This is a genomic window from Leifsonia sp. NCR5, from assembly GCF_002105485.1.
In the GTDB taxonomy this organism is placed as follows: domain Bacteria; phylum Actinomycetota; class Actinomycetes; order Actinomycetales; family Microbacteriaceae; genus Leifsonia.
In genome coordinates, this window is sequence record NZ_NCSR01000019.1 from 1 (window position 1) to 25,111 (window position 25,111).

Sequence of the window (25,111 nt, forward strand, 5' to 3'; positions counted from 1 at the left end):
CCCACAGCCGCCTCCGCCCCCGGCGACCTGCCCGCATCCCGGGACTAACTCCCCCCAGACAGACGAAATACCAGCAGCTGTCGCGAAACGCGCGGGATGCGCGACAGTTACTGGTATCTCGTGGGGTGGGGCGCTACGCCGCTCGGCGGGTGGCGTCCCTCCGGGCGTGCTGTGCGGCGGGGCGCACGGGCGCCGACAGTGCGGCGCGGGCTGCGGCGGAGCCGCGGAGCTCGATCACCGTGCCGGCCTCCACCTGCGCGTCGCGGTCGATGCGCGCTCCGTTGCCGACCATGACGGCCTGGCCCAACTTGGCGTTGCTGCCGATGCGCACACCGCTGCCGATCACGCATCCTGCTCCAACGTGGACGTTCGCGCCCACGAAGGTGCGGTCGCCGACCGTCGCACCGGTGTCGATCCAGCTGCCCGCGCCGACGTATGCGTCGAGTCCGACGCGGGCGTCCTTCTCGACGTATGCGGTCGCGTCGATGAACGCCGACTCCGCCACACGCGCGGTGGGCGCAACGAGGCCACGCCCGTTGACGTGCCTCTTGTACTTGATTACGGCGCCGGTCTCATCCTCGAGCTCTTCGATCATTCGTGCCATCGCGTCTCCCTTCGAGATCGTCGCTTCAGTCCACATTCTGATAACACGAGACGGCCAGGAAAGATTCCCTGATCGTCCCGCAGAACCGGGACAGTACACCGTCGCTTTCGTTACAGCCACCCCGTACTTTTCCGGGCAGTATTCAGGTATGGCCGAACACAGCATCCTGTACCTCCCCGACGCGGCAGCCTGGCGGGACTGGCTGCAGCAGAACCACGACACGGAAGCGGGAGTCCGGCTCGCCATCGCGAAGAAGAACTCCGGCCACACGAGCCCCACCTACGCGGAGGCGGTCGACGGCGCCCTCTGCTTCGGCTGGATCGACGGCCGCAGGAACAGCCTCGACGACACCCACTTCCTGCAGACCTTCACGCCGCGCGGCCGCCGCAGCATCTGGTCGCAGCGCAACCGCGAACTCGTCGCGGCGCTCATCGAATCCGGCGAGATGACCGAGCACGGGATGCGCGAGATCGAGCGAGCGCAGGCCGACGGCCGCTGGGATGCGGCCTACCAGCGCCAGTCGGACAAGACGGTGCCCGACGACCTCGCCGCCGCCCTCGCCGCCAACCCGGAGGCCGCGGCGTTCTTCGAGACCATCAGCGGCCAGAACCGCTTCGCGATCATCTTCCGCGTGTCCACGGCCAAGCGCGCAGACACCCGCGCCCGCCGCATCGCCACGTTCGTCGACCAGCTCGCCCGCCACGAGACGCTGTACTGACGGCGGGACGGGCTCCCCTCCATCCACGCCACCCGAGCCCGCGGATGTGAAGAACCTCAGACTCGATGGATGCGCGTCATCCGCCGTTCGCGAGCCGTTCATCCCGTGTTCCCGCAGCGTCACGAAGCTGCGAGTGTTCGCATCCACGTCGGAGCGGCGCGCGAGCTGCACCCGGGCGCGCCGCATCCATCCGGTGAGCCGCGCCAGCCGCGGTCGCCTCGCGGTCGCCGTCGATGCGCGCTCCCCCGTCGTCGCAGAAGGAGAACACGCTTGCGCACTCACTGGCGAGGAACGATGGCGGCCCTGGTGGCCGCAGCGTTCGCCACAGCTCCCCTGGTCGCGGTCGCGGCCCCCGCATCCGCAGCCCCCGCGCCATCGCCGGTGGTCATCAACGAGGTCGAGTCGAGCGGCGGAACGCCGGGCGACTGGGTCGAGCTGATGAACACGGGCACCACCACCGTCGACGTCACCGGCTGGTCGCTGCTCGACAACGACGACACCCACACGGCCGTTCCGCTTCCGGCAGGGTCGACCATCGCCGCCGGCGGATTCCTCAGCGTCGACGAATCCCTGCTCGGCTTCGGCCTCGGCGGCGCGGACTCCGCCCGTCTGTACGACGCATCCCACACACTGGTCGACTCGTACAGCTGGACAGCGCACGCGACCACCACCTACGGCCGTTGCCCGGACGGTTCCGGCGCGTTCACCACCACCACCTCGCCGACCAAGGCCGCCGCCAACGACTGCAGCGTCCCCGTCGCCATCAACGAGGTCGAGTCGAACGGCGACGCCACCGACTGGATCGAACTTATCAACAACGGCTCCGCACCAGTCGACCTGTCCGGGTACATCCTGCGCGACAACAAGGACAGCGACGCCTTCCCGATCCCCGCCGGCACCGTCGTCGCGGCGGGCGGCTACTACACGGCCGACGTGGATGCGGCATTCGGACTGGGAGGGGCGGACTCCGCGCGCCTCTTCGCACCGGACGGCACGACCCTGGTCGACTCGTACGAATGGACGGCGCACGCCGCCACCACCTACGGGCGCTGCCCCAACGGCACCGGCGCGTTCGCCACGACGGCTGCTTCCACGAAGAACGCGCCGAACGCGTGCGAGGGCGATGTGCAGCTCACCCCGTGGCCGGGCGGATCGACGATCGCGACCGCCGACGACGCCACCGTGCTCGGCGGCAACATGAGCGGCCTCTACTACCAGGCGTCCGGAACCAGCGCGCCGGGCGTGCTGTGGGCCGTGAAGAACGGGCCGGGCACCCTGTACCGCCTGCTCTGGAACGGCACGGTGTGGACACCGGACACGGCCAACGGCTGGGCAGCGGGCAAGGCGCTGCACTACGCCGACGGCACGGGCGACCCGGACTCGGAGGGCGTCACCATCACCGGCACGGGTCCGGATGGGGGCATCTTCGTCTCAACCGAGCGCAACAACGCCAACAACGGCGTGAGCCGCCCGGCCATCCTCCGCTTCGACCCGGCGCAGCCCGGCACGAGCCTGAACGCCACGGCCGACTGGAACCTCACCGCCGACCTTCCGGCGGTCGGCCCGAACCTGGGCCTCGAAGCGGTCACCTGGATCCCGGATGCGTACCTCACGGCCAACGGGTTCGCCGACCAGCACACCGGAGCGGCTTACGACCCTGCGTCGTACCCCGGACACGGCGACGGCCTGTTCTTCACCGGCCTCGAAGCGAACGGCTCCATCTACGCGTACGCGCTCGACCAGTCCGGCGCAGGATTCACCAGGGTCGCGACAATCGTGAGCGGGATGCCCGGCGTGATGGAACTGCAGTTCGACAAGGAGACGCAGAAGCTGTGGGCGGTCTGCGACGACACCTGCGACGGGCAGCACGAGACGCTGACGATCGCGTCCACGGGTGCGGACGCGGGTGACTTCACGGTCGACGCCACATACGCCCGGCCGACCGGGATGCCCAACTTCAACAACGAGGGCTTCGCGATCGCCCCGCAGGCGGAGTGCGTCGACGGCCACAAGCCGGTGATCTGGTCGGACGACACGAACGACGACGGCCACGCGCTGCGCGCCGGCACCATCGCGTGCACGGTGGTGACGGAGCCGGGCGGACCCGGTGAGCCGGGCGGACCCGGTGAGCCGGGCGGTCCCGGTGAGCCGGGCACCACACCCGCGACCGTGACGCTGTCGTCCGGGACGGTGGCGGTCGGCGGCGCGCTGAGCCTCACGGCCTCCGGGTTCACGGCGGGCGAGACGGTCGAGGTGTGGCTGCACTCGACGCCGGTGAAGCTGGCGACGCTCACGGCATCGGGAACCGGCGCGATCTCGGCGACCGTGAGCATCCCGAGCGGGACGCCAGCGGGCGCGCACACGATCGTGGTGACAGGCCTGACCTCGGGCGTCACGGGCTCGATGGCCATCACGGTGACGGCGGCCGCCGCCCCGGGAGGCACGGACCCGGGCACCACTCCACCCGGCACGACCCCGGCGGTCACCTCCCCGGCCGACAACACCCCTGCCGGACTCGCCGCGACAGGTTCGTCAGTCACGGTCCCGCTGCTCGCGGCCCTCGCCGCCGCGCTGCTCGGAACCGTCCTGCTCCTGCTCCGGATGCGCCGCCCTGCCCGCTGACCGGCGTTCAGCCGGACATGTCCCGCGACACGCCGCCGCGTTCTCCGTTCCGACGGAGAACGCGACGGAGGTGGCGCGGGATGTCCGCTTTTACGAAGGCGTCGCCTACGCCGACGCCACCACTTCCAGCAGGGCCTCGCCGTAGGCCTCGCGCTTCTTGGCGCCGATGCCGGTGATGCCGTCGAGGTCGCCGAGAGTGGCGGGCTTCGCGGAGGCGACGGCGCGGAGGGTGGCGTCGCCGAAGACGATGTATGCGGGGACGCCTTGCGATCTGGCCGCCTCTGCCCGCCAGGCGCGGAGGGCTTCGAACAGGGGGTGGTCTGCCGGTTCGAGGTCGGCGGCCGCCGCTGCGGAGCGGGTGGCGCGGGCCGGGCGCTCCGGGCGGTCGGGCTCGCGGCGCAGCACGACGGGGCGGTCCCCGGCGAGAACCGCGGCGCTCTGCGGTGTGATCGCGAGCACGCCGTATTCGCCTTCCGGCTTCAGCAGTTCCTGGGCGATGAGCTGCCGCACGACGCCGCGCCACTGGCTCTCGCTGAGGTCGGCGCCGATGCTCCAGGTGGCGAGCGCGTCGTGGCCGTGCTGCTCGACGCGCGGGGTGCGCTTGCCGCGCAGGATGTCGACGAGGTGGCCCGCGCCGAACTGCTGGTTGCGTTCGCGCTTCAGACGCACCACGGTCGACAGCAGCTTCTGGGCGGGGACGGTGCCGTCCCAGCTCTCCGGCGGGGTGAGGCAGGTGTCGCAGTTGCCGCACGGCTCCGCGCGCTGACCGAAGTAGTTCAGGAGGTTGACGCGGCGGCACTGCACGGTCTCGCAGAGGGCGAGCATCGCATCCAGGTGCTGCGTCATGCGGCGGCGGTGGGCGAGGTCGCCGGGCGAGTCGTCGATCATGCGGCGCTGCTGCACCACGTCTTGCAGGCCGTAGGCGAGCCAGGCGGTGGACGGCAGGCCGTCGCGGCCGGCGCGCCCGGTCTCCTGGTAGTAGCCCTCGACCGACTTGGGCAGGTCGATGTGGGCGACGAACCGCACATCCGGCTTGTCGATGCCCATGCCGAACGCGATCGTGGCGACCACGATCACGCCCTCCTCGCGCAGGAACCTGGCCTGCGTCTGAGCGCGCACTCGCGCATCTAGTCCCGCGTGATACGGGAGGGCGTTCAGGCCGCGCGCGCTGAGGAACTCGGCCGTGCGCTCCACCGTGTTGCGCGACAGGCCGTAGACGATGCCGGCGTCGTTCGGGTGCTCCGTGGTGATGAAGTCGAGCAGCTGCTTGCGCACCTCCACCTTGGGAACGATGCGGTACTGGATGTTCGGACGGTCGAAGTCCGCGACGAACTGCGCCGCCTTCTGCATGCCGAGGCGCTCGGTGATCTCGCGGTGGGTCGCCTCGGTGGCCGTGGCGGTGAGGGCGATGCGCGGCACCTCCGGCCAGCGCTCCCCCAGCTCGGACAGCGCCAGGTAGTCCGGACGGAAGTCGTGGCCCCACTGGGAGACACAGTGCGCCTCGTCGATGGCGAAGAGTGCGATCTTGCCGCCGGAGAGGAACCGCTTGGTCGCTTCGGAGGACAGCCGCTCCGGCGCGACGTAGAGCACATCCAGCTCGCCGGAGAGGTAGGCGTTCTCGACCCTGGACCGCTCGGCGGAATCTTGGGTGGAGTTGAGGAAGGCGGCGCGCACGCCGACGGCGGTCAGCGCATCCACCTGGTCTTGCATGAGCGCGATCAGCGGCGAGATGACGACGCCTGTGCCCTCGCGCACGAGCGACGGGATCTGGTAGCAGAGGCTCTTGCCTCCACCCGTCGGCATGAGCACGACGGCGTCGCCGCCGCCGACGAGCTGGTCGATGATCTCGGCCTGCTCCCCGCGGAACGAGTCGTAGCCGAACACCGTGTGCAGCGCCTCGGCCGGGCTGGCGAACTTGGCCGTGGATGCTCGGACCTCCCGCTGAGGAGCCGCCACGCGCGTCGACGTAGCCGCACCGCCACCGAACTCCACCGCACCGCCGAGGTACGCGTCGTCAGGCGGGAACGCCTCCTCCGGATACTCCGGTGGCGCGTCGCGCTCGTCCGGCTCCCAGGGGTGTTCCGCGTTCCAACTCATCCCCTGATCGTAACGAGCGGGACCGACGAAAACCTGGCCGTCGCGGATCTGTGGAAAACACCCCGGTTTTGATAGCTTGTGGAAGCTCGACCACGGGGGAAACCAAGGGGGACCATGATCGACGACGCCGCGCACCCGACCGCGCACGCGGACGCGCACCAGACCGCGCCGACCACCAGCCCCCGCGAACGCCGGCGCGCCCGGCCCTGGATCGTCGCCACCGCCGCCGTCCTGCTCGGAGCCGGTGTCGTCTCCGGCGCGGCGTACGGCTGGTCCGTGTTCGCCCAGGCCCGGTTCACGGTGGCGAACCAGCAGTCCGTGCAGGTCGCGCACGCGCTCACCGACGTGTCCGACCAGCGCGGCGCCGCCATCGACAAGGCGAAGGTCACCACCAGCGCCGTCGACAGCTTCGTCGCGCAGCCCCACACCGGCTACGTCAGCGCCGCGGCACTGGATGCACTGAAGAAGGCGGACAACGACCTCCACTCCGCGAGCAACGACCTCACCTACGCGCCGGAGGAGGTCACACCGGTCCCGTCCCGTCCGTCCGACCTCTGGCCACTGACCGTCATCCGGGAACTGCTGCTCATCCGGACATCGACCGACGGCGAAGTCGCTCTCCTCAAATCCCGGGCGGCGGAGCTCGCGGCGATGAAGACCGCGCAGAAGGAGGTCGGCGCCGCCGGCTCGGCCGTCTACGGCGAGGTCAAGGCGCACGCGGAAGCCACCATGAAGGCGGCCGTCGACGCCACGTACGAGAGCAGGATCGGCCTGACGCACGCGCTGGCCGGAGCATCCGGTTCCGTCAGCTTCTCCGGGATGGGACTGTCCGCGATCATCAGTGCGTCCGACGCCGTCGCAGCGTCGGAGGCAGCGGGCCAGGCGGCCAAGCAGGATCCCGCGTACCCGGCGCACGCGGCGATCGAGGCGTACGCCCGGAGCATCGCGCACGGCGTCAACCTGGACTTCCAGTGGCACCAGGTGGTGGGCGGCTACGGCACCGGCTGGTACTCGGGCACCACCATGTACCACGAGGGGGACGGCGGCTGGGCGACCATCGACCTCAACTTCGACACCGTCGACGGCTGGTCGCGGGGCGACGTGGATGCGAAAGCACTCATCACGCACGAGGTGGGACACTCGCAGGTGGTGCGCCCGGAGTGCCGCACGCTCTTCACCGGGCCGGTGTTCAACTCGGACGACGAGATGTGGGCGACCGCGTGGGCGATCAGCATGGGCTTCGACGACGACGGCTCCGGCATCCAGGCGTACGGGCGGCCGAGCGACCAGCAGATCGCGACCGCCGGGCAGTGCCGCTGACCGCAACAGCGGTACCATCGGCCACATGCGCCGATTGATCGTGACCGAGTTCATGACCCTCGACGGGGTCGTCGAGGCCCCGGGAGGGGAGCCGACGCATCCGCACGCCGGATGGACGATGCCGTACGGCACGGACGCCCTGTACGCGTTCAAGCTGCGCGAGACGATGGAGGCGGAGTCCCTGCTGCTCGGACGCAAGACGTTCGAAGGCTTCAGCGCTGCCTGGCCGGGGCGCGACGGCGAGTTCGCCGACAAGATGAACGCCATGCCGAAGCTGGTGGCCGCGAGCGGCACGGGCGACCTCGGCTGGAACGCCACGCGCATCCAGGGTGAGGTGCGCACGGCCGTCGCCGAGCTGAAGGAGGGCGACGGCGGCCCGATCCTGGTGGCGGGAAGCGCGACCCTCGTGCGCTCCCTGCTGGTCTGGGGTCTCGTGGACGAGCTGCGCCTGCTCACCTACCCGGTGATGGTCGGCGGTGGCCTGCGCATCTTCCCCGACGACAGGGAGAAGTGGTCGTTCGAGCTGGCCGAGCTCGAACGGTTCGACAGCGGCGCCGTGCTGCACGTCTACCGGCTCGCCGGGAGCTGATGCTCACCGTCGTCCTCGGGCTGGTCGGGGCGTTCGTCTACGGGTCCGCCGACTTCCTCGGCGGGATCGCCTCCCGGCGGATCAGCGCGCTCAGGGTGACGGCTATCGGGGCGCTGTCCGGGCTCGTCCTGCTGCTCATCGCCCTTCCGGTCTTCGGTGGAGAGTGGTCGGCCGCCGCGATCGGCTGGGGCGCCCTCTCCGGCGTGACCGGCGCCGTCGCCATCTCGCTCCTGTACGCCTGCCTGGCGATCGGGCCGATGAGCATCCTGTCCCCGCTCACCGCGCTGGTGTCCGCGATCGTCCCGATGACCTGGGGGCTGCTCGGCGGCGAGCAGTTCGCACCGATCGGCTACGTGGCGCTCGGCGTCGCCCTCGTGGCGGTGGTGCTCGTCGGGTTCGTGCCGGAGAAGGGGGCGGTGCGGCCGAGCGTCCGCGGCATCCTGATGGCGGTCGGCTCCGGGACGATGATCGGCGCGTTCCTCATCATCATCGACCAGACGCCGGACTCGTCCGGGCTCGTGCCCCTCGTGCTGAACCGCGGCGTGAACGGCGCGATCATGCTGGCGGTGATCGGGCTGGTCGCGCTGCAGGCCAGGTCCAGGCGGGCGCGCGCAGCCACCCGCCAGGCACCGGATGCGGCGGTCGCCCCCGACGCGCGGCCCACCGTCGCCGCCGACTGGCTGCCCGGGCTCCCGTTCGCGCTCGCCTGCGGAGTGCTCGACACCGTAGCGAACGTGGTGATGCTCGTCGGCCTTCGGCTCGGCGATCTTGCCGCGTTCTCCGTGCTGATCGCGCTGTATCCGGCGGGGACCATCGTGCTCGCCGCCGTGGTCCTGCGGGAGCGGATCGCCCCCATCCAGTGGGTCGGGCTGGCGCTCGCGATCGCGGCAGCCGGGATGCTCGCTGTCGCCTGACGCCGCATCGTTCACTAGTGTGAACAACTGAAACACGGAGGGGCTCGACATGACACAGCACGACCCGGCCGACGAGCTGGAGAACGATCGCGAACACATCGGCGACATGAGCCAGGCGGTTCAGGACTTCTCGAGCGAGCAGGAGGGCTACCACAAGAGCCTCAAGCCGCGGCAAGTGCAGATGATCGCCATCGGCGGCGCGATCGGCACCGGCCTCTTCCTCGGGGCGGGCGGCAGGCTCGAACAGGGCGGCCCCATCCTCGTCTTCGTCTACGCGCTGTGCGGGTTCTTCGCGTTCCTCGTCTTGCGTGCGCTCGGCGAGCTGGTGCTGCACCGGCCGTCGTCCGGTTCGTTCGTGTCGTACGCGCGCGAGTTCTACGGCGAGAAGATGGCGTACGTCGCCGGGTGGATGTACTTCCTCAACTGGGCGATGACGGCCATCGTCGACTCCACCGCCATCGCGCTCTACGTCAAATACTGGAGTGCATTCTCCTCGGTGCCGCAGTGGCTGCTCGCGCTCATCGCGCTGATCGTGGTGGTGAGCCTCAACCTCATCTCGGTGAAGGTGTTCGGCGAGATGGAGTTCTGGTTCGCGCTGATCAAGGTGACGGCCCTGGTGGCGTTCCTCATCATCGGCATCGTCGTGCTCGCCTTCGGCTGGCCGACCGACCAGGGTGCGACCGGCATCGCGATGCTCGCGGAGAACGGCGGGCTGCTGCCGCACGGGATCGCGACGATCGGCATGGCGATCGTGCTCGTGCAGGGCGTCGTGTTCGCGTACGCGGGCGTGGAGCTGGTGGGCATCGCAGCGGGCGAGACCGAGCATCCGGAGAAGATCATGCCGCGCGCGATCAACAGCGTCGTGCTGCGCATCGCGGTGTTCTACTGCGGCTCGGTGCTGCTGCTCGCCCTGCTGCTCCCCTCCCATGTCTACAGCGGTGACGAGAGCCCGTTCGTGACGTTCTTCAGCCATCTCGGATCGCCGGAGCTGGGCGCTATCGTCGGCTCGATCATGAACTTCGTCGTGCTCACCGCCGCCCTGTCCAGCCTGAACGCCGGGATGTACTCGACGGGGCGCATCCTGCACTCGATGGCGCAGACGGGGGCGTCGCCGAGGTTCACCGGCCGCATGAACAAGCGGGGAGTGCCGTACGGCGGCATCCTGCTCACGGCCTGCATCGGTGTGCTCGGCGTGTTCCTCAACCTGATCGTGCCCGAGGAGGCGTTCAACATCGTCGTGAACGTGGCGTCCCTCGGCATCATCACCAGCTGGGGCATGATCGTGATCTGCCAGATGCAGCTGCGCAGGTGGGCGCTGCAGGGCAAGCTCGAGCGACCGGCCTTCCGGCTGTTCGGGGCGCCGTTCACGGCGTACCTGACGCTGGCGTTCCTGGTGGCCGTCGTCGTGCTGATGGCGTTCGACTACCCCACGGGCACATACACGGTCGCGTCGCTCGTCATCATCATCCCGTTGCTGGTGATCGGCTGGTTCGCGCAGCGTCAGCGCATCCTGGCCATCGCGCAGGAGCGGCAGGGGTACACCGGCGCGCATCCGGTGATCGCGGCGCGGCCCGGCATGAACGGCGGCCGCCGTCCCCCGTCGACGCCCTCCGATGACCCGCCGGCGTAGCCCGGTCTTCGTCGACGCATGAACCGCACGGACCGGCTGTATGCGCTGGTGGAGGAGCTGCGGGCCGTCGCGCCGCGAGCACGGAGCGCGCGGTGGCTGGCCGAGCGCTTCGAGGTGAGCACGCGCACGATCGAGCGCGACCTGTCCGCCCTGCAGCAGTCCGGCGTGCCGATCTGGGCGGAGCAGGGCCGCACGGGCGGGTACTGCATCGACCCGGCACACACCCTCGCGCCGCTGGGCTTCACCCCGGACGAGGCGCTCGCCGTCAGCATCGGGCTCGGCATGCTCGCGGCGAGCCCGTTCGGCAGCGCTGCGGCCTCCGCGGCGCGCAAGGTGGCGGCGGTGATGGACGAGCGCGGGCTCGCACGGACCGCCGAGCTCGCGGCGCGCATCCACCTGCTCGACGACGGTCCCGTCCGGGATGCACCGTCCGCGCTCAGCGACATGCTCGGCGGCGCGCTCGGTTCCGGCCGCGTGCTCACGATCGCCTACCGCGACCGCGCGGGATCGGAAACCGTGCGCGACGTGGAGCCTCTCGGCTACGTCGGCAAGGGAACGGACTGGTATCTGATCGGCTGGTGCCGCCTCCGCGACGGCATCCGGGCGTTCAAGGGCGACCGGATCGTGCGGGCGACCCCGACCGGCGAGCGAGCGCCGGAGCGCACTCTGCGGGCGGAAGACCTGGAGATCCCGTACGGCGAGCTGCGCTCTGTCGGCCTCGGCCGGGATGCGGACTGAAAAACTCCCGCTAAACACCGACAGGACGGTGTCGCCTCGGCGGCCCACGATGGAGTCAACCGGCCGGATCACGGCCGGACTCTCTCGAAAGGACCCTCATGGACTTCGCCTCGATCAGGATCATCACCGACGACGTCGACAGGCTCGCGCACTTCTACGAGCTCGTCACCGGCACCCCCGCCGCGCGCCCCGCGCCGGTGTTCGCCGAGTTCCGCACGCAGAGCGCCACGCTCGCGATCGGCAGCACAGCGACCGTCGCCATGCTCGGCGACCAGGCCCCGCGCCCGGGCAGCAACGCCTCCGTCATCATCGAGTTCCAGGTGCAGGACGTGGATGCGGAGTTCGCGCGCATCCGGAACGACATCGGGGGCGCCGACGCGGCCACCGCCGACGCCGCCGTCGTGATGGAACCCACGACGATGCCGTGGGGCAACCGCTCCGCCGTCGTCCGCGACCCCGACGGCAACCTCGTGAACATCTTCTCCCGCCCGGAGGCGCGCTTGTAAGGTAATCCTTACCTCATCTACGCTGGTGGGGACATGAAGAACACCAGCACCCGACTCCTCCTCACCTGCGCCGCGATCGGCGTCGCCGGTGGGATCGTGTTCTCGATCAGCGCGTACATCTCCGGCACGCTCGCCGCCGCTGCGCCGATGTTCTACGGCGCGGTGATCGGCGTGTACTTCCTGCCGGGCGTGATCGCCCAGGCCCTGCTGCGCCGGGGCGGTGTCGCACTGATCACCTCGGTGATCGCCGGGCTCGTCTCCGTGCCGTTCCAGCCGATCGGTTTCGCGGCGGTGATGGCGGCCGGGTCGATCGGGCTGCTGCAGGAACTGCCGTTCGCGGTCACGCTCTATCGCTACTGGAGGGCGTGGCTGTTCTACGCGGCCGTGACGGCGGCCGGGCTGGTGTTCGGCATCGGCGTGTACATCGCGCAGGGCGCGGAGCAGAGCCAGCCCTGGGTGCAGGTGCTGCACATCGGCCTGTTCGTGGTGTCGCCGCTCCTGTTCACCTGGGCGGGCCGCGCCGTCGCCGCCGGGCTCGACCGCACGGGGGCGGGCCGCGGACTGCAGCTGCCCGTCGTGCGCACGCGCCGCGGTGGCAGCGGTGACGCCGGTCCGGACTCGCTGCCGCTAATCGCCGCACCATCGCCGACACTGTCGCTCTGAGCGCCGTGGCCCCCGAGCCCGCGTCCCCGCCGCTGTCGGTGCGCGGGGTGCGCATCCGGCACGACGGTGCCGACCAGTGGACGCCCGACGGCGTGACGTTCGACCTCCACCCCGGCGAGGTGCTGCTGGTGCTCGGTCCGAGCGGCTGCGGCAAGTCGACGCTGGCCCTCGCCCTCAACGGCCTGGTGCCGCACGCGGTCCCCGCGACCCTCGACGGCGCGGTGCTCGTGGCGGGCGTCGACACGGTGGATGCGCGGGTCGCCGAGCTGAGCGAGCACGTCGGCACGGTGTTCCAGGATCCGGATGCGCAGCTCGTCACCGCGACGGTGCTGGACGAGGTCTGCTTCGGCCCGGAGAACCAGCTGGTGCCCGCCGACGTGGTGCTCGCCCGCGCGGAGGCCGCGCTGCGCGTCGTCGGGCTGTGGGAGCGCAGGGGCGACAACCCGGACACACTCTCGGGAGGAGGCAAACAGCGCCTCGCCATCGCCTGCGCGCTCGCCCTTGAGGCTCCGGTGCTCGTGCTCGACGAGCCGACGGCCAACCTCGACCCGGCCGGAGCGGAAGAGGTCTACGCGGTGCTCGCCGCGCTCACCGGGCCGGGTTCGACCAGGGCGGTGGTTTTGGTGGAGCACAACCTGGATGCGGCGATGCCGGTGGTGGACACGGTGCTGGTACTGGATGCTGCGGGCAGGCAGGTGGCGCACGGACCGGTCGCGACGGTGTTCCGCGAGCGTGCGGAGGAGCTGGCGGCGCTGGGCGTGTGGCTGCCGGTGGCGACGCTCGCCGGGCTGCGGCTGCGGGCGGCGGGGTGGGACGTGGAGCGGCTGCCGGTGACGGCGGAGGAGCTGGCGGACGTGGTGGCGGGTGCCGGAGCTGCGTTCGCGGGTGGCGAGCGCCACCGGCCCGAGCGCCCCGAGGCGCCCACCGAGCCCGCCGTCGACGTGCGCGGACTGGAGGTGCGGCGCGGCAAGCGCACGGTGCTGCGCGACGTGCGGCTGCGGGTGGGGCGCGGCGACTTCGTCGCGGTGCTCGGCGCGAACGGTGCGGGGAAGACCTCGCTCGTGCAGGCCATCGCCGGGGTGGTGCGGCCGCCGCGCGGCACCGTGTCGGTGGGCGGGATCGACCCCGCCCGCGCGAGCGTCGCGGAGCTGACCGCCGCCATCGGGTTCGTGTTCCAGAATCCCGAACATCAGTTCGTGGCCGACTCCGTCGAGGACGAACTGGCGTACGGCCTGCGCGTGCGACGCACCCCCGCCGACGAGATCGCACGCCGCGTCGACGGGATGCTCGGCACGCTCGATCTCGCCGGGCACCGCCACGCGCATCCATACCTGTTGTCCGGAGGCCAGAAGAGACGGCTGTCCGTCGGGACCGCGTTGATCGCCGGTGCCCCCGTGCTCGTGCTCGACGAACCGACGTTCGGCCAGGACCGCGAGCGCGCCACCGAACTGCTCGCGATGCTGGCCGACCTCAACGAGCAGGGCACCACGGTGATCATCGTCACCCACGACCTCCAGCTGGTCGCCGAGTACGCCACGCACGCGGCGGTGCTCGTCGACGGCGCGCTCGCCGCCCACGGACCGACCGCAGACATCCTCGCCGACGCCGCCCTGCTCGAACGCAGCGGGCTGCGGCAGCCGCCGCTCGCCAGGGCGCTCAGCGGAGTGCCCGGCTGGAGCCATGTCACCCGGCTCGCCGACCTGCGGGGAGGGGATGCGCCGTGACCTTCCTCTCCACCGATCCGTACGGCACCACCGCCGCGCCCGCCGGACGCTTCCTGCACCACCTGAACCCGCTCGCGAAGGTGGCCGCCGTCGTCCCCGCCTGGGTGGCGCTGCTGTTCACCCGCGACATCCTGACGCCGCTGATCTTCATCGTCATCGCCGTGCTGCTCATCCTCGTCGGCGCCCGGCTGCGTCCGTCGATCGTCGTCGGGCTACTGCTCGTGCTGCCCGCGGTCGTGCTGGTGATGGCGCTGAGCTTCGGGCTCTGGACCGACGCCTCCCGGGTCGCGGACCAGCGCATCCTGTTCTCCGTCGGGGAGTTCCACTACACCGTCGGTGCGTTCGCGGTGGGCCTCGCCACCTCGCTGCGGCTCGGCGCGCTGGTGTCCCTCGCGCTCGTCGGCGGACTCACCACCACCGGGCCCGACCTGGCCCGCTCACTCGTCGCGCAGCTGCGCATCCCGTACCGGATCGGATACACGGCCATCGCCGCCTACCGTTTCCTGCCGCGCTTCGGCAGCGAGCTCGCGCTGATCAGGCAGGCCCAGCGGGTGCGCGGCGTCGCAGGGGGATGGGGTCCCGTCGCGGCCGTGCGGCGCGCGTTCGCCGCGGTGGTGCCGCTGCTGGCGTCGTCGATCAGGCACGCCGAGCGTATGGCGCTGGCGATGGAGTCGCGGGCGTTCGGCGCACACCCGACCCGCACGGAGCGCGCCCCGTCGCGCTGGCGCGCGCGCGACACGGTGTTCGTGGCGGTCGGCGTCGCCGTGACCGTCGCGGTCTTCGCGGTCTGACGAGGCGGCCGGTGCACGCGACGCCGACGGCCGCCGACCGGTATGTTCGGGGGACAACGCTGCCACTGCGTTGCGCTGCGAAGGAGCACGAATGTCGACACCTATCGAGTATCGGCCGCTGGATGCGGTCACCGTCTATGCGGTCAGCGGCACGGCGCCCGGCACAGGGCCGGAGAAGGTCGGCCCCGTCGTCGGGCCCCTGATCGGCGCGCTCGACCAGGCGCTGACCGCGGCAGGGCGTCCCCTTCTCGCCCCCTCCACGTTCTGGTACGAACCGCTCGACGACGGCGGGATGGCGGTCTCCATCTCGTATCCCGCCGAGAATCCACCGCAACCGGGCGACGGTTACGACGTGGTCGAGCTTCCCGCCGTCCCGCTGGCGGCGACGCGGCTGCACCGGGGCGACATGTCCGGCATCGGCGACTCCTGGATGGCCCTGATCGACCAGCTTTCCGCGGACGGCTATCGCATCACCGGTCCGACGCGTGAGGTCTACCTGGAGGCGGCGGGGCACGAGCCGGGTCCCGACTGGGTCACCGAACTCCAGGCACCCGTCGAGCGCGCGTAGCCGGTGGGTACGGAGCGCGACGACGGCCGACGCCGCTAGGAGACGTGCGCAGCAGCCTCCAGCGCCGGCAGGGCCGCCGCGAGCGCTGTGACCTGCTCCGGTGTCAGCTCGGCGATGATCGACTGCACCGTGCGGGCCCGGTCGGAGCGGGCGCGCAGGAGCAGCTCGATGCCGGCCTCGGTGCCGCTGACGAACGACGAGCGGCCGTCGTCCGGGTCCGGCTCGCGCTGCACCAGGCCGCGCGACTCGAGGTCGGCGACCACGCGGGTGATGGTCGGGGCGGCGACAACCTCGATGGCGGCGAGCTCGCCGGGGCGCAGCGGCCCGCGGCGGACGATGGTGGACAGCGCGGAGAGCTGGCCGTGGCTCAGGTCGCCGGTGGACGAGCGCATCCGGCGGTTGAGGCGGCCGACCGCGAGCGCCAGGCGTCCGGCGAGGTCGTCGTCGTTCAGGGCGGAGCGTCCGTCCACGGACCGCCCCTTCTCGGTCACCACGGTCGTTCCTTGACGCTATGCGCGGCTCGCACCGACTTCCTCGCCTTCTTCGCTGACCGCCCGGGATTCTGCGATCTTCTCCTCATGAACATACTTGCCGCCGCCTGCGAATGAGGCGATAGCTCCGATGATGCTCATGATGGCGGCGGCGATGAAGACGACGACGAGGCCGTCGTGGAACGGTCCGGAGATCAGCTGGGGAAAGAACTCCTTGCCGGTGAGGGTGGCCGCATCCACGTGGGGGCTGCTGAGCACGCCCGTCGGCCCGAGCAGGCTCGCGATCGGGTTGTAGCCGAGGAACGCGGCGAACAGGCTGCCGACCGGAGGGGTGGCGCCGATCTGCGTCGCGACGGCGTGCGGGACGCCGTGCGTGGTGAGCCCGTTCGTGAGCGCCGTCGGCAGGGCCACGGAAAGGCCGGCGATCATCAGCGAGAAGAAGATGCCGATGGACAGCGAGCTTCCCGCGTTGAGGGCGACGCCCGCCATCCCGGATGCTGCCCCGCGCTCGTTCGCCGGCACGCTGTTCATGATGGAGGTGCGGTTCGGCGACGAGAACAGGCCGGAGCCGATGCCGTTGAGGCCGGTGAGCACGGCGAACTGCCAGTAGTCGAAGTTCACCGGGATGAGCAGCAGGCCCACGAAGGTGACCGCCACGAGCGAGAGGCCGACCGTCGCGAAGACGCGCGAGCCGTACCGGTCGGACAGCGCGCCGGAGATCGGCCCTGCGACCAGGAAGCCGACCGTGATGGGCAGCATGTAGATGCCGGCCCAGAGCGGCGTCGACTCGTAGCTGTACCCGTGCAGCGGCAGCCAGATGCCCTGCAGCCAGATGATCAGCATGAACTGCAGGCCGCCGCGCCCGATGGCGGCGAGGAATCCGGCGAAGATGCCGGACGAGAACGACCGGATGCGGAACAGCCGCATGTCGAACATCGGCGACTTCACCCGCAGCTCGATCAGGACGAACGCCGCCAGCAGCACGATGCCGCCGATGATCGAGCCCAGCACCCACGGGTTGCCCCAGCCCTGCGAGCTTCCGCCGTACGGCTGGATGCCGTACGTGATGCCGGTGAGCAGGGCGATCAGGCCGACCGCGAACGTCGCGTTGCCGATCCAGTCGGTCCTGCCCGGGTTCTTCTGGCCCACCTCGTGCAGCGACTTGTACGACCAGATGGTCCCGACGATGCCGATCGGTACGGAGACGAAGAACACCGCACGCCAGTCGATCTCGGCCAGCACCCCGCCGACGATGAGGCCGATGAAGCTTCCCGCGATGGCCGCGACCTGGTTGAGGCCGAGGGCGAACCCGCGCTTGTTGGCCGGGAACGCATCCGTGAGGATGGCGGTCGAGTTCGCGAACAGCGCCGCGCCTCCGATGCCCTGCACGAACCGCCACACGATCAGCCACATGGCGGCAGGGCCGCCGGTGAACGGGTCGAGCGACAGCGCGATGGCGGCCACGGTGAAGATGACGAACCCGGCGTTGTAGATCTTCACACGCCCGAACTGGTCGCCCATCCGCCCGAACATCACGACGAGCACGGCGGTGACGAGCATGTAGCCCATCAGCATCCAGAGCAGGTAGGAGACGTTGCCCGGTTCGAGCGGGTTGAGCTTGATGCCGGTGAAGATCGCGGGGAGCGAGATGATGACGATCGACGAGTTGATCGTCGCCATCAGCATCCCGAGGGTGGTGTTACTGAGCGCGACCCACTTGTAGTGCGGGTGATCCTTGGCGAACATGCCGGTGCGTGGCAAAAGAGTGCGTCCTTCGAGTTGGTTTATATGCATTAACTATATAACTCGAAGGGCGGTGGGGGAACGGCCGAGGGGGCGTCAGACGGTCAGCGTGACCTTCTTCAGGCCGGCGGGGTTGTCCGGGTCGAGGCCGCGGCCGAGTGCCAGCTCCAGGGCGATGCGCTGCAGCGGCACGATCTCGCGCAGGGGAAGCAGTTCGTCGTCCCGTTCGTCCAGCGGGAGGTGCACGGCGGCGCCGTCGACCAGGCCGGGGCCGAGTTCGATCACACGCGCGCCGAGCGCGGCAGCCGCTGACGCGAACGACAAGACGGAGTCGCGTCCGGCCGGGCTGCCGGTGAGGGCGACCACCACCGAGCCGGGGACCACCTGGCCGAGCGGGCCGTGCGTCGCGTCGGCCGCGCTCCATCCGGATGCCGCGATCGCGTTCGTCTCCATCAGCTTCAGCGCGCCCTCGCGGGCGGTCGACATCGAGTATCCGCGGCCGACGACGATCACCCTGTCGACGCCGGAGAGGGCGGCGACCGCGGCGTCCACAGCACTGGGAGCGGCGAGGTCGGCCGCGACGGAGGCGGCGATGCGGCGCACGCGCTCGTCGAGCTCCGGCCATCCGGTTCCGGCAGCGCGGTGCAGGGTCAGCGCGAGGGCGAGGAGCTCTGCGGTGTACGTCTTCGTGGCGGCGACCGACGTCTCCGGGCCCGCCGCGAGCGAGACGTGAACATCGGCGGCCCCGGCGAGCGCGCTGCCCGGATCGTTGGAGAAGGCGATCACCGGCACGTCGGCGGCCGCGATGGAGGCGACGGTCGCGAGCAGGTCGGGAGAGCTGCCGGACTGCGACACGGCGAGCGCGACCGAGCGGGGGAAGGCGAGCTGCGTTCCGAAGCCGGTGACGCTGGCCGGGGTCGCGAGCATCGCCGGGATGCGCAGCAGGTTGTGGGCGAGGTACTGGGCGTACATCGCGGCGTGGTCGCTCGATCCGCGCGCCGCGAACACCAGGAGCTCCGGCCGCTGCGACGCGATCAGCTCTGCCGCGGCGTCGATCGACGCGCGCGCGTCGAGGAGGTCGAGCCAGCGGTCGGGCTGCTCGGCGATCTCCGCGCGCATCCGGTGGCCGGCGACGGGTGCGCCCCTCACGAGCTGAGCCCCGTGATCATCGCGACCAGTTCGTTGTGGCTGGTCTCGTCGATGCGCTTGGTGCCCACCTGCGTTCCCCGGCGCAGCACGGAGACGCGGTCGGCGACCCGGAACACCTGCTCCATGTTGTGGCTGACGATCAGCACGGCGGCCCCGCGCTCCTTCAGCTTCAGGATCAGCTCCTCCACCTTGGCCGTCTCCGCGACGCCGAGGGCGGCGGTCGGCTCGTCCATCAGGACCAGGCTGCTGGCCCAGTGGGTGGCCCGGGCGATCGCGATCCCCTGGCGCTGGCCGCCGGAGAGGTCGCTCAGCGTGGCACGCGCCGACGGGATGCGCACATCCAGTTCGTCGACGAGCGCCTGCGTGCGCGCGGCCATCGTCTTGCGGTCGAGCGTTCCAAAGGGCTTGCGCCGGAGTTCTCTGCCGAGGAACAGGTTCATGTAGACCGGCTGCAGGTCGACGAGCGCGAGGTCCTGGTAGACCACCTCGACTCCTCTGCTCCTGGCGTCCGACGGGTCGCGGAAGCTGGCCCGCTCGCCGTTGACCCAGATCTCGCCGTCGGTCGGCTGGTACATGCCGGAGATGATCTTGACCAGCGTCGACTTCCCTGCGCCGTTGTCGCCGACGAGGGCGACGATCTCGCCAGGCTCGATCTCGAGGTCGAAGCGCTTGATGGCGACGATGCCGCCGAAGTGCTTGGTGATGCCGTCGAGCCGAAGCGGCTTCACCGTCGTGTCCTGCGGAGCGGTGGTGGGGGTCATGCTGTCCTCCCGGATGCGGCGAGCGCCGCCGCGGTCGTGATCGGTGCGGAGCCGTCGGCCGACCAGATGCCTGCGACGGTGGGGTTTCCTGTGCTGAGCCCGGCGATGCCCGCTGTGAGGCCGCGGGTGACGAAGACCTGCGGGCGGAATCCGAACAGCACGGTGTCCCCCGGCTGCACGGTGCGCCCGGAGAGCGGGATCGTGGCGTAGTAGTCGATGGCCTCCGGAGCCGGCATGTCGACCAGCAGTTCGGGGGCGGATGCGGTGTCCGCTCCCTCCCCGACGATCAGGGCACTCGTCGTGGTCCCGCCGAGCACGGGGTCGACGTAGAGGCCGCCGCCGAACACGTACGCGTCGCCGTTCCAGAGGTGCGACACCTCGGAGACGTAGGCGATGGCCGGCTCCTCGATGAGGTCGTGGGCGGCGTGCAGCGGCGTCGTCCCGGTGAGGCCGTGGCCCGGTTCGACCTGCGTCGCCCCTGCGGCGGCGAGGGTCTCGAGGACGGACACGGACGTGGTTCCTGGGGCGTTCACCTGCACGCCGGTGCGGCCGGCGCCTTCGAGCGCACGGAGCGCCGTCGTCAGGGTCTCCAGGTTGTGCGTGGAGCGGGCGGTGCCGGTCTCCGCGTCGAAGAGGGTCGCGGGGAAGGTGGTGATGCCGGCGAAGCGCACGCCGGGGATGGCGTCGACCCTGTCGGCCGCCGCGACGATGTCGGCTGCGTCGAATCCGCCCTCGTGGCCGCGGTAGAACCGGTCGCCGGGGGCCGCGATGCGCAGCAGCACATCCTGCACCCTGCCGCGTTCCGCTGCCGCCGCACCGGCCTCGCGCGCCTTCTGCTCGGAGAAGACGGTCCAGTAGAGCGGTTCGAGCGCCGCGGCGTCCGCGGCCGAGTGGCGGGGGATCTGCACCAGGTGGCCGAGGTGACCGGTGGCCAGGCCGCCGCTCGCCGCTGCGACCGCGCACTCCAGGTCGACGCCGACGGCGTGGCCGATGCCTCCCGCCGCGATGGCACGGGATGCGTCCGGGTTGCGGCCGATCTGCTTGGTCATGGCGAACGGCGTGAGACCGAGCCTGGCCGACTCCGCCGCGAGGGCGGAGGCGTTGCGGGTGACCGCATCCAGGTCGATGACGTAGGTGTTGGGCGGGATGGCGCCGCTCTGGTGGAACCGGGTGGCCGCGTCGAGCAGTGCCTGGTTGCGGCGGCGGAGGAGGTCGAGGAACATCGTTTGTCTTCCTTACTGTCTTCCCGGCTAGTTGCTCTTCTTGGCGCGGAGGGAGAGCGAGACCGCCACCAGGATGATCGCGCCGCGCACGATCATCTGCTGTGCGACGGTGAGCCCGCCGAGGAGCAGCCCGTAGTTGATCATGCTCATGAAGAGGCTGCCGACCAGGGCGCCGATGATCGAGCCCTTTCCTCCGGTGAGCGCGGTTCCTCCGACGATCACGGCGGCGAGCACGCTCATCAGGTCCGAGCTGCCGAGCGTGTACGTCGCACCGGCCAGCCGCCCCGCGTAGAGCAGACCGGCGAGTGCCGCCGTCACTCCGCTGACGATGAAGACGGCCATCCGGACGCGGTTGACCTTGATGCCGCTGACCGCGGCAGCCGCCGCCTTGTTGCCGACGGCGAGCACGTGGGCGCCGAACGCCCGCTGACGGAGCACGTGCCAGCCGATCGCCGTCACCGCCGCCGTCCACCAGATCAGGATCGGGATGCCGAGCAGCGTTCCACCGCCGAAGAGCCAGCCGAACGCTGCATCGGTCACCGGCACGGACTGCAGGTTGGTCGACTGCTGGGCGAGGCCGGTGATGAGTCCCATCGTCGCCAGCGTGACGAGGAAGGACGGCAGCCGAACGAGCGTGACGAAGATGCCGTTGACCGCGCCGATGACGGCGCCGACCGCGAGGCCGGCGATGGCCGCGATCAGCCACTGGTGCGTGCTCTGCAGCGTGACGGCCGCGACCAGGGCGGAGAGGGCGACGGTCGAGCCGATCGAGAGGTCGATCTCGCCGAGGCTGAGCACGAACACCGTGCCGATCGCCATCACCGTGATCGGCGTCGCCTGGGTGATGATGTTGACCAGCGTCGTGCCGTTGAGGAAGTTGCCGCCCTGGGTGATGGCGAAGTAGAGGAACACCACCACGAACCCGATGTAGACGACGTACTGCCGCCAGTCCGCGTGACGCAGCCGTTCGCCGACGGTCATCCTGCCGTCGGTGGTCGATACAGTCATGATGCTTCTCTTTCCGTGCTGAGCAATGCGGCGTCGATGGCGAGACGGACGGCGCCGAGGATGGGGGCATTGGAACCGAGGCGGCTGATGCGCACCTCGATCGTCGGCCGGCCGAGTTCGCCGAGCCAGTGGAGGACGGGTGCGAGCAACTCCTCGCGGCTGCCGATGCCGCCGCCGAGGACGAACAGTCCAGGATCGACGACGGCGTCGACGGAGAGGATCGCGTGGGCGAGCCAGCGCGCCTCCTCGTCGAGCGACGCCGCCGCATCCCGGTCTCCGTCGCCGGAGCGCTCGAAGACGTCGACGGTGGTCGAACCGGTGCTGCCGGATGCACGCTCGTAGCGCTGGACGATCGCCTCACCGCTGACGACCTCCTCCAGCGGGCCGCGGCGGTGGTTGGCGGGGTCGAGCGGGTCGGCGCCGATCGGCAGGTAGCCGATCTCGCCCGCGGCACCGCGGACGCCCTGCCAGACGCGGCGGTCGAGCACGAGCCCGACGCCGATGCCGGTGCCGACGGAGACGAAGGCGAAGCTGTCGACCTCTGTTCCCACGCCGTCGTGCAGTTCGCCGAGCGCTGCGATGTTCACGTCGTTGTCGATCACGACGGCGTGCCCCAGTCGCCTTTCGAGCTCGGCGACCACGCCGAAGCCTTCGAGGCCGCCGAGGTTCGGCGCCAGGTCGAAGTGGCCCGCGTCCGCGTCCGGCACGCCCGCCCCGCCGATCGCCGTTGCGACGATGGCTGCTCCGGATGCGCCGACCGCCGCGGCGAGGGCGGACACGATCTCCGTCACCTGCGCGACGATCTCCCGCCCGTCGAGGGTCGGCTGGGTCAGCTCGTGCAGGACGTCGCCCGTCATGGTCGCGATGCCTGCGCGGATCTTCGTTCCGCCGAGGTCGATGCCGACGACGTACCGGCCGTCGGTGCGCTGGGCGCTCATACGACCTCCAGGACGGCGGCGGGGTTGGCCGCGAGCATCGTCTCGATGGCGGCGTCGGAGACGCCGCGCTCCTGCAGCGCGGGCACGAACACCGTTCCGAGGTACGAGTATCCGAGGGCGCCGTGGGTGCCGGGGTTCATCCACACCTCCGCGCCGGTCAGGTCCTGTGCGAGCAGGATGCGGTCGGCCAGCCCGTCCGCGACGAGTCCGGCGACGAGGTCGGCGCGTCCCGCATCCGATCGGTGGAACGACTGCTTGGCGTACTCGCCGTCGTCGCGCGCGTCGGGCACCGGCCCGAGGAAGAACTCCCAGTCCTCCTTGCCGATGGTGTCGACGGCCACCCGGGCGCCGGCGTCGATCACCCGGCGCGGCAGTTCGGAGCCGAGCTGGGTGTCGATGTGACCGACGACCACGCGGTCGAGGTCGACGCCCTCCGAGCGGAGGATGTCGAGCTGCTCCAGCGCCTGGGTGCCGTGCGTGGTGTGCGTCATGATGCCGAGTCCCGTCGCGCGCTGGGCCCTGGCAACGGCACGGAGGCACTTCTCCTCGTGCGGCGTGATCTCGCCCAGGCTGGTCGCCTGCTCGCCGAACACGCCGGCCCGGACACCGGAGTCGCCGATCCCCTGCTCCGCGTCGCGGATGAGGCGGGCCGTGAGGGCGTCGAGGTCGGCGTCGAGCGCCCAGCCCGGCGCGTACGCCTCGAGGTAGAGCGCCGTCCCTGACACGATGTGGAGGCCGCTGCGCCGGGAGATCACGACGAGCTGCGCGGCGTTGTCGCCGTTCGCGTCGCGGCCGACCACGTTGTACGGACTCAGGTCGACCACGGTTCCGAAGCCGAGGTCGCGGAGCCCGGCGAGCGCATCCACCGCCCTGTCGACGCTGTCGTCGCTGGTTCCCCCGGTGAGCCAGGGGCCCGGCGTGAGCGACAGCAGATGCTCGTGCGGCATCACCCGCCCGAGGTCCGCGGGGTCGACCGGGCCGAGCACGGTCATGACCTGCCGTGTCATCGTTCTCCTTCATGGTGCGTGCGGCAGGCGCTCGCGCGCGCTGTGCCGCCTGTTTCGTGTGCTGCTGGTGGAAGCCGAGCGGCCGGAGGGGGAGTCCGGCCGCTCAGCCGTTCTGGGGGGGCGTCAGCCGGTGACGCTCGCCGGCGGCTTCACGCCGTAGTCGGCCTTCCACGCCTCGTCGAGATTGGCCTTCGTGACCTTGGTCGGAACGGACGCGACGAGCTCAGGGGCCTTCTTGCCGATGACTCCGTATGCGCCGGCCAGTGCGAGGCCCTTGCCGATGCCGATGGAGCCGTTGCCCACCATGCCCGCGACGTTCGTGCCGGACATCATCGCGGCGCCGAGCGTGGTGTCGAGGTCGTTCGTGACCACTTTGATGTCGCTGCGGCCGGATGCCTTGATGGCGGCGACGACGCCCTGCGCCGCTGTCGCCCAGGAGACGTAGATTCCCTTGAGGTTCGGGTTCTTGGCGATCATCGCGGCCGCGATGGTCTGCGTCGCCGTCTCGTCGGCGAAGCCCTCGGAGTCGACGATCTTCACATCCGGGTACTCGTAGGCCAGCCAGTCCTTGAAGGCCTTGTCGCGCTGGTTGGTGAACCAGAAGTTCGCGTTGTACGACAGGTAGCCGACCTCGCCCTTCTTGCCGAGCGCGTCGCCGAGGATCTCGGCGTTGTCCCTCCCGGCCGCTGCGAGGTCTTCGGTGACGATCGAGACGAAGTCCGTCCCCGCCTTGTATCCCTCCGGCGGCGTCGTCATGATGACGAGCTTCGTCCCGGCCTCGACGGCGGGCTTGAACGCCTTGGCCGCCGAGGTGGGGTCGACGGCGATCGTGACGATGATGCTCGGGTGCAGGGCGAGCACGGTCTGGACGTTGTTGGCCTGGGTCGCCGCGTTGAAGCTCGCCTGGGTGCTCGCCACCACGTCGATGCCGAGCTTCTTGAACTCGTCGCGGGCGCCCTTCTCGACGGCCGTGACGAAGTCGGACGAGGTGTGCCAGACGAACGCCGCGGTGTACTTGCCGTCCTCGACCTTCTTCTGCTCGTCGCTGGTGAGGGACAGCTCGGACAGCGCGCCCGGCTTCTCTCCGTTGGGACCTTCGAACACGAGGCTCGGCTTCTCGGCGGGGGTGGACGAGGAGGACGCCGCTGTTCCGGCCGAACAGCCGGTGAGCGCGAGGGCCAGTGCGAGGGCGCCGACCAAAGCGGCGCGGGCGCCGGGGCGCCGGGTGGGATGTGCTGTGCTCATGTGTGGATTGCCTTCCGGGACCGGGTTGAACTCCTGTGCGGTGGCGTCCCCCGGGCATCTCG

At 70.5% G+C, this 25,111-nt stretch carries 23 protein-coding genes; 12 read left to right on the forward strand and 11 right to left on the reverse strand.

The genetic code is table 11. From position 1 onward, the window contains the following. Positions 1 to 133 precede the first annotated feature (133 nt). Entirely contained in the window at positions 134 to 604 is a 471-nt protein-coding gene (locus tag B7438_RS15030; RefSeq protein ID WP_247597163.1) for a DapH/DapD/GlmU-related protein, read from the reverse strand. Between the two features lie 148 nt (positions 605 to 752). Here B7438_RS15030 and B7438_RS15035 point away from each other — a divergent pair, with 148 nt between their 5' ends. Next, the gene (locus tag B7438_RS15035; RefSeq protein WP_085370495.1) at positions 753 to 1,322 is read left to right on the forward strand and encodes a YdeI family protein; all 570 of its coding nucleotides are present in this window, start codon (positions 753 to 755) and stop codon (positions 1,320 to 1,322) included. A gap of 270 nt (positions 1,323 to 1,592) precedes the next feature. Further along, entirely contained in the window at positions 1,593 to 3,944 is a 2,352-nt protein-coding gene (locus B7438_RS15040) for a lamin tail domain-containing protein (RefSeq protein WP_218775171.1), read from the forward strand. A 105-nt stretch (positions 3,945 to 4,049) separates the two neighbouring features. Here the strand turns inward: B7438_RS15040 and recQ are convergent, their stop codons facing one another. Then, entirely contained in the window at positions 4,050 to 6,041 is a 1,992-nt protein-coding gene (recQ, locus tag B7438_RS15045; protein ID WP_085370497.1) for a DNA helicase RecQ, read from the reverse strand. A 114-nt stretch (positions 6,042 to 6,155) separates the two neighbouring features. On the opposite strand from recQ, the gene B7438_RS15050 reads away from it, so the two are divergent. From B7438_RS15050 to B7438_RS15095, 10 genes are all read left to right on the forward strand, one after another. After that, entirely contained in the window at positions 6,156 to 7,361 is a 1,206-nt protein-coding gene (locus tag B7438_RS15050; protein WP_085370498.1) for a hypothetical protein, read from the forward strand. A 25-nt stretch (positions 7,362 to 7,386) separates the two neighbouring features. Then, entirely contained in the window at positions 7,387 to 7,950 is a 564-nt protein-coding gene (locus B7438_RS15055) for a dihydrofolate reductase family protein (protein WP_085370499.1), read from the forward strand. Then, complete coding sequence (locus B7438_RS15060) at positions 7,950 to 8,864, forward strand: EamA family transporter (RefSeq protein ID WP_085370500.1); 915 nt, start codon at positions 7,950 to 7,952, stop codon at positions 8,862 to 8,864. Before B7438_RS15055 ends, B7438_RS15060 begins: the two co-directional genes overlap by 1 nt. 49 nt (positions 8,865 to 8,913) lie before the next feature. After that, positions 8,914 to 10,494, forward strand: a complete 1,581-nt coding sequence (locus tag B7438_RS15065) for an amino acid permease (RefSeq protein WP_085370501.1) — start codon at positions 8,914 to 8,916, stop codon at positions 10,492 to 10,494. A gap of 18 nt (positions 10,495 to 10,512) precedes the next feature. Next, a complete protein-coding gene (locus B7438_RS15070) occupies positions 10,513 to 11,232 on the forward strand; it encodes a YafY family protein (protein ID WP_085370502.1) in 720 nt (239 codons plus the stop codon). 98 nt (positions 11,233 to 11,330) lie between these two features. Next, positions 11,331 to 11,738, forward strand: coding sequence for a VOC family protein (locus tag B7438_RS15075; RefSeq protein ID WP_085370503.1), 408 nt, complete (start codon positions 11,331 to 11,333; stop codon positions 11,736 to 11,738). Positions 11,739 to 11,771: 33 nt separating this feature from the next. Continuing rightward, on the forward strand, positions 11,772 to 12,401 hold the full coding sequence (locus B7438_RS15080) for an ECF transporter S component (RefSeq protein ID WP_085370504.1): 630 nt from the start codon (positions 11,772 to 11,774) through the stop codon (positions 12,399 to 12,401). 5 nt (positions 12,402 to 12,406) lie between these two features. After that, entirely contained in the window at positions 12,407 to 14,125 is a 1,719-nt protein-coding gene (locus B7438_RS15085) for an ABC transporter ATP-binding protein (RefSeq protein WP_256922060.1), read from the forward strand. Beyond that, entirely contained in the window at positions 14,122 to 14,916 is a 795-nt protein-coding gene (locus B7438_RS15090; RefSeq protein ID WP_085370506.1) for an energy-coupling factor transporter transmembrane protein EcfT, read from the forward strand. The genes B7438_RS15085 and B7438_RS15090 overlap by 4 nt, the downstream gene beginning before the upstream one ends. A 91-nt stretch (positions 14,917 to 15,007) precedes the next feature. Further along, positions 15,008 to 15,484 (forward strand): GyrI-like domain-containing protein, encoded by a 477-nt coding sequence (locus tag B7438_RS15095; protein WP_085370507.1) that lies wholly within the window; start codon positions 15,008 to 15,010, stop codon positions 15,482 to 15,484. Between the two features lie 35 nt (positions 15,485 to 15,519). On the opposite strand, the gene B7438_RS15100 is transcribed toward B7438_RS15095, so the two are convergent. From B7438_RS15100 to B7438_RS15140, 9 genes are all read right to left on the reverse strand, one after another. Next, a complete protein-coding gene (locus tag B7438_RS15100) occupies positions 15,520 to 15,978 on the reverse strand; it encodes a MarR family winged helix-turn-helix transcriptional regulator (RefSeq protein ID WP_247597166.1) in 459 nt (152 codons plus the stop codon). 15 nt (positions 15,979 to 15,993) lie between these two features. Next, positions 15,994 to 17,736: an MFS transporter gene (locus B7438_RS15105; RefSeq protein WP_085370508.1), complete on the reverse strand. Its 1,743-nt coding sequence runs from the start codon at positions 17,734 to 17,736 to the stop codon at positions 15,994 to 15,996. 78 nt (positions 17,737 to 17,814) lie between these two features. Then, the gene (locus B7438_RS15110; RefSeq protein WP_085370509.1) at positions 17,815 to 18,867 is read right to left on the reverse strand and encodes an SIS domain-containing protein; all 1,053 of its coding nucleotides are present in this window, start codon (positions 18,865 to 18,867) and stop codon (positions 17,815 to 17,817) included. Then, the gene (locus B7438_RS15115) at positions 18,864 to 19,628 is read right to left on the reverse strand and encodes an ATP-binding cassette domain-containing protein (protein ID WP_085370510.1); all 765 of its coding nucleotides are present in this window, start codon (positions 19,626 to 19,628) and stop codon (positions 18,864 to 18,866) included. Before B7438_RS15115 ends, B7438_RS15110 begins: the two co-directional genes overlap by 4 nt. Continuing rightward, complete coding sequence (locus B7438_RS15120; RefSeq protein ID WP_085370511.1) at positions 19,625 to 20,851, reverse strand: alanine racemase; 1,227 nt, start codon at positions 20,849 to 20,851, stop codon at positions 19,625 to 19,627. Before B7438_RS15120 ends, B7438_RS15115 begins: the two co-directional genes overlap by 4 nt. A 27-nt stretch (positions 20,852 to 20,878) precedes the next feature. Further along, complete coding sequence (locus B7438_RS15125) at positions 20,879 to 21,859, reverse strand: ABC transporter permease (protein WP_085370512.1); 981 nt, start codon at positions 21,857 to 21,859, stop codon at positions 20,879 to 20,881. Beyond that, positions 21,856 to 22,797, reverse strand: coding sequence for an ROK family protein (locus B7438_RS15130; RefSeq protein WP_085370513.1), 942 nt, complete (start codon positions 22,795 to 22,797; stop codon positions 21,856 to 21,858). Before B7438_RS15130 ends, B7438_RS15125 begins: the two co-directional genes overlap by 4 nt. Further along, positions 22,794 to 23,804 carry a phosphotriesterase gene (locus tag B7438_RS15135; protein WP_085370514.1) on the reverse strand — a complete coding sequence of 337 codons (1,011 nt, stop codon included), beginning with the start codon at positions 23,802 to 23,804 and terminating at the stop codon, positions 22,794 to 22,796. The genes B7438_RS15130 and B7438_RS15135 overlap by 4 nt, the downstream gene beginning before the upstream one ends. Before the next feature lie 123 nt (positions 23,805 to 23,927). After that, positions 23,928 to 25,049, reverse strand: a complete 1,122-nt coding sequence (locus B7438_RS15140; protein WP_085370515.1) for a substrate-binding domain-containing protein — start codon at positions 25,047 to 25,049, stop codon at positions 23,928 to 23,930. Positions 25,050 to 25,111 lie beyond the last annotated feature (62 nt).